The 4,714-nt window shown below is 72.6% G+C and carries 4 protein-coding genes; 1 reads left to right on the top strand and 3 read right to left on the bottom strand.

Going from position 1 to position 4,714, the window contains the following annotated elements:
• Together ACOV8S_RS09715 and ACOV8S_RS09710 are read right to left on the bottom strand one after the other, a co-directional pair.
• Window positions 1–1,020, bottom strand: a 1,020-nt coding sequence (locus ACOV8S_RS09715) for an aminotransferase class III-fold pyridoxal phosphate-dependent enzyme (RefSeq protein WP_448317302.1), incomplete at its 3' end; no start/stop codon positions are given.
• Between the two features lie 13 nt (window positions 1,021–1,033).
• Window positions 1,034–2,542, bottom strand: coding sequence for a CoA-acylating methylmalonate-semialdehyde dehydrogenase (locus ACOV8S_RS09710; RefSeq protein WP_448317301.1), 1,509 nt, complete (start codon window positions 2,540–2,542; stop codon window positions 1,034–1,036).
• Window positions 2,543–2,692: 150 nt separating this feature from the next.
• On the opposite strand from ACOV8S_RS09710, the gene ACOV8S_RS09705 reads away from it, so the two are divergent.
• The gene (locus ACOV8S_RS09705; protein ID WP_448317300.1) at window positions 2,693–4,294 is read left to right on the top strand and encodes a PucR family transcriptional regulator; all 1,602 of its coding nucleotides are present in this window, start codon (window positions 2,693–2,695) and stop codon (window positions 4,292–4,294) included.
• A 31-nt stretch (window positions 4,295–4,325) separates the two neighbouring features.
• Here the strand turns inward: ACOV8S_RS09705 and ACOV8S_RS09700 are convergent.
• Window positions 4,326–4,714: alpha/beta fold hydrolase (locus ACOV8S_RS09700; RefSeq protein ID WP_448317299.1), on the bottom strand; the 389-nt coding region annotated here is incomplete at its 5' end.

Below are 4,714 nucleotides of genomic sequence, written 5' to 3'. Positions count from 1 at the left end.
GTCGACGATGCCGTCGCGCTCCATCACGGTGATCGCCGCGACGGCCGCCGCGCAGGCCAGCGGGTGCCCGGAGTAGGTCAGGCCGCCGGGGTAGGGGCGGTGCGCGAAGTGGTCGGCGATGCGCGGTCCGATGGCGACGCCGCCGAGCGGCACGTAGCCGGAGTTGACGCCCTTGGCGAAGGTCAGCAGGTCCGGGACGACGCCCTCGTCCGAGGCGACGAACCAGCTGCCGGCCCGCCCGAAGCCGGTCATCACCTCGTCGAGGATGAAGACGATGCCGTACCGGTCGCACAGCTCCCGCACACCGGCGAGGTAGCCGGGCGGGGGCAGCATGATGCCGGCGGTGCCGGGGATCGACTCGAGCAGGACGGCCGCGATGGTCTGCGGGCCCTCGAGCTCGATGACCTGCTGGAGATGGGCCAGGGCCCGCTCGCACTCCTCGCTCTCGGAGGTGGCGTTGAAGTGGCTGCGGTAGAGGTACGGGCCGAAGAAGTGGACGACGCCGGCGTCGCCGTGGTCGTTCGGCCAGCGCCGGGGGTCGCCGGTGAGGTTGATCGCGGTCTGCGTCCCGCCGTGGTACGAGCGGTAGCGGGTGAGGACCTTGGGGCGGCCGGTGCTCAGCCGGGCCATCCGCACGGCGTGCTCGTTGGCGTCGGCGCCGCCGTTGGTGAAGAAGATCCGGTCCAGGTCGCCGGGAGTGTGCTCGCTGATCAGGCGGGCGGCCTCGGAACGCTGGTCGTTGGCGTGCTGGGGGGCGACGGTGGCCAGGGTGCGGGCCTGGGCGACGATCGCCTCGACCACGTCGGGGTGCTGGTGGCCGATGTTGGTGTTCACCAGCTGGGAGGAGAAGTCCAGCAGGCGGTTGCCGGCGCCGTCCCAGACGTAGGAGCCCTCGGCGCGGGTGATGACCATCGGGGTGATCTCGGCCTGGGCGGCCCAGGAGTGGAAGACGTGCCGGCGGTCGAGCTCGTAGGTCCGGGCGGCGGCGTCGAGCAGGGCTTGGGGGTCGGCTGCGGTCATGACGGTCGTCCTCTCAGACATTCTGCGGGAAGCCGAGGTCCACGCCGCCCTCGGCGGGGGTGCGCCACCGGGTGGTGACGACCTTGCCGCGGGTGAAGAAGTGGACGCCTTCGGTGCCGTGGGCGTGGCTGTCGCCGAACAGGGAGTGCTTCCAGCCGCCGAAGCTGTAGTAGGCCGTCGGCACCGGGATCGGCACGTTGATGCCGACCATGCCGACCTCCACCTCGTTGTTGAAGCGCCGGGCCGCGCCGCCGTCGTTGGTGAACAGGGCGGTGCCGTTGCCGAAGGGGTTGGCGTTGACCAGGTCCAGTGCCTCGTCGTAGGTGTCCACCCGGAGCACCGACAGGACCGGGCCGAAGATCTCGTCCGTGTAGCAGGACATGTCGGTGGTGACGTGGTCGATGACGGTCGGCCCGAGCCAGAAGCCGTCCGGTGCGCCGTCCGCGGTGACCTTCCGGCCGTCCACCACGAGGGTCGCGCCCTCCGCCTCGGCCCGGTCGACGTAACCGGCGACCCGGTCACGGTGCGCGGCGGTCACCAGCGGCCCCATGTCGCAGCCCCGGGTGCCGTCGCCGGTGCGCAGCGCGCGGGCCCGCTCGGCGATCCTGGCGACCAGGTCGTCCGCGACGTCGCCGACGGCGACCACGGCGGAGATGGCCATGCAGCGCTCGCCCGCCGAGCCGAAGCCGGCGCCGACCAGTGCGTCGGCGGCGGTGTCCAGGTCGGCGTCGGGCAGCACGACGGCGTGGTTCTTCGCGCCGCCCAGTGCCTGGACGCGCTTGCCGTGGGCGGTGGCCGTCGCGTACACGTACTGGGCGATCGGGGTGGAGCCGACGAAGCTGACGGCCTTGACCGCCTTGTGGGTGAGCACCTCGTCCACGGCCGCCTTGTCGCCCTGCAGGACGTTGAACACCCCGGCGGGCAGGCCCGCCTCGGCCCACAGTTCGGCCAGCCGAAGCGCGGCGGAGGGCGCCTTCTCGCTCGGCTTGAGGACGACGGTGTTGCCGGCCGCGATGGCGAGGGGGAAGAACCACATCGGCACCATGGCGGGGAAGTTGAACGGGGCGATGATCCCGACGACGCCCAGGGGCCGGCGGACCGAGTGCACGTCCACGCCCGTCGACACGTTCTCGCTGAACGCGCCCTTGAGCAGGTGGGGCATGCCGCAGGCGAACTCCACCACTTCCTGGCCCCGGGTGACCTCGCCCAGCGCGTCGGAGAGCACCTTGCCGTGCTCGGCGGTGATGATCTCCGCCAGTTCCTCCTTGCGCGCGTTGAGCAGCTCCCGGAAGCGGAAGACGATCGCGGTGCGCTTGGCCAGGGAGGTGTCCCGCCAGGCCGGGAAGGCCGCCGCGGCGGACTCGATGACGGCCCTGGCGTCCGCCTCGTGCGCCAGCGCCACCTCGCGGGTCACCGCGCCGGTCGCCGGATTCGTCACCGGCGCCGTGCGTTCGCTGCTTCCGGCGAAGTGCTGGTTGTCGGCCCAGTGTCCGATGCGCTGCGGGTTCGTCGTCGTGTGCACGGTTGCCTCACCTTGTTCCGTCGCGCTGCCCTGGTGCGTCAGGGCAGTGGAGCCGGCCGCGCGGAGTTCGGCGGCCGGTTCGCGAGAAGCCTGTCAGCGCGGCGGCCGACAGTCTGTACAGAAGGACGGCTGGATCTTTACGGTGTGTCGATGCACCAGCCGACCGTCCGGGAAGTCCTCCAGTTGTCCGCCCTGGCCGCGGGAAGACCGGCCGTGGTCGGAGGCCATGCCCGGCTCGACCGACCGGTGCGCTGGGTCCACGTCAGCGACCTCGTGGACCTGACGGACCTCCTGGCCGGCGGCGAGCTCGTGCTGACCACGGGCGCGCCCCTGACCGGCGACGCCCACGCCACCGAGACCTACCTGCGCATGCTCGCCGGGCAGAGGGTTGCCGGTCTGGTCGTCGAGCTGGGGACGTTCCTGCACGCCGCCCCCGACTGTCTGCCCGCACTGGCCGACTCCCTCGGGATCCCGGTGGTGACGCTGGCCGCCAGGACCCGCTTCATCGAGGTCACCCAACAGGTGCACCGGCTGATCGTGGCCGACCAGTACGAGGAGGTCGAGTTCGCCCGTACCACCCACGAGGCGTTCACCTCGCTCAACCTCGCGCGGGCCTCGACCACCGACATCGTCACCAAGGCCGCGCAGACCCTGGGCGCCTGCCTGGTCCTGGAGGACCTCAGCCGGCACGTCCTGGCCTACTGCGCCCTCGACACCTCGACCGCGGGGCTCCTGCACCAGTGGGCCGAGCGCTCACGCCTTCACAGCCCGGCCGACGGCTGCGGGCCCGGCCGGCCCTGGACGGCGGTACCCGTCGGTGTCGGCTCCGAGCAGTGGGGGCGACTGGTCCTGCCCGGCCACGGGCCGCACCACCCCCACGCCCGCATGGTCCTGGAGCGGGCCGCCCAGTCCCTCCAGTTGCACCGCATGATCCAGCAGGAGCGTGAGGCGCTCGTCGTCCAGGCCCTCGGCGGCCTGCTCGACGACCTCGTCAACGGCAGGATCGGCGAGGAGAGCGAAGCCCTGGCCAGGGCCACCTCGCTGGGTCTGCGCGCCGCCAGCGGCTACGCGCCGCTGTGCGTCCGTGTGCCCCGGCCCGCCGGGGCGAACGTCCTGGCCCAGGGCGAGGTGGACCGGCGCCTGCTGTCCTCCCTGCGGCAGGCCGTCACCGCGGCCGGCGCGAGCGCGATCTTCGCCGTCCGTCGGGCGGGCACCGTCTCGGCGGTCGTCTCCTGCCCGCCGGCCGGAGCGGACCGTGTCCTGCGCGCCGTCTGCACGGGCCTGCGCGAACGCCTCGCCGGCAGGGACGGCACCGATGCCTGGGTCGCCGGCACCGCGGCCGCTTCCCCGCGTCTCACCGACGCCGCCCGCGGCCTCGACGAGGCCGAACACGTCGCCGACGTCGGCCTGTCCATGCCCGAACCGAACCGTCTCTACCGCTCGACGGACGTGCGTCTGCGGGGACTGGTGACCCTCCTGCGGGAGGACCACCGGGTCCAGCGCTTCGCCCAGACCGAGCTGGGCAGCCTCCTGGACCACGACGTCCGCACCGGCGAGGACCTCGTGGGACTGCTGCGCGTCCATCTCGACGGCGGCGGCAGCAAGACCCGCACCGCGCAACTGACCGGACTCAGCCGGCCCACCCTCTACAGCCGGCTCCGCACCGTCGAGCGCATCCTGGGCGTCTCCCTGGAGACCGCCGCGTCACGGACCTCCCTCCACACCGCCCTCATGATCATCGACACCCGCTGAGGGCGGGCAGGCACAAGTCGCCCGTCGGGTCTCAGCCGTGGAGGGTGGCGAGCCAGTCGGTCAACAGGGCGTTGACCTCGTCGGGGCGTTCCTGTTGCACCCAGTGGCCGCAGCCGTCCAGGAGGTGCGAGGCGGACAGGGCGGGGAGCGTGGTGGGGTAGGCGTCGATGGCATCGGCCATCCAGGTGGTGGACGCGTCCAGCGTGCCGCCGATGAACAGGGCGGGCCGGGTGATCGGAGCGCCGTGGTGGGGGGTGAGGTCCTCCCAGTCGCGGTCCATGGAGCGGTAGCGGTTGAGCGCGCCGGTCAGGCCGGTGCGCTCGAACTCCCCGGCGTAGACGTCGAGATCCTCCTCGGTCAGCCAGCCGGGGAGCGGGCCGGCAGGGAAGCGGTCGCGCAGCCGGCCGCCCGGGGCGACGA

It is taken from the genome of Streptomyces sp. CO7 (assembly GCF_053474865.1).
This window is presented reverse-complemented; position numbering and strand designations above follow the sequence as displayed.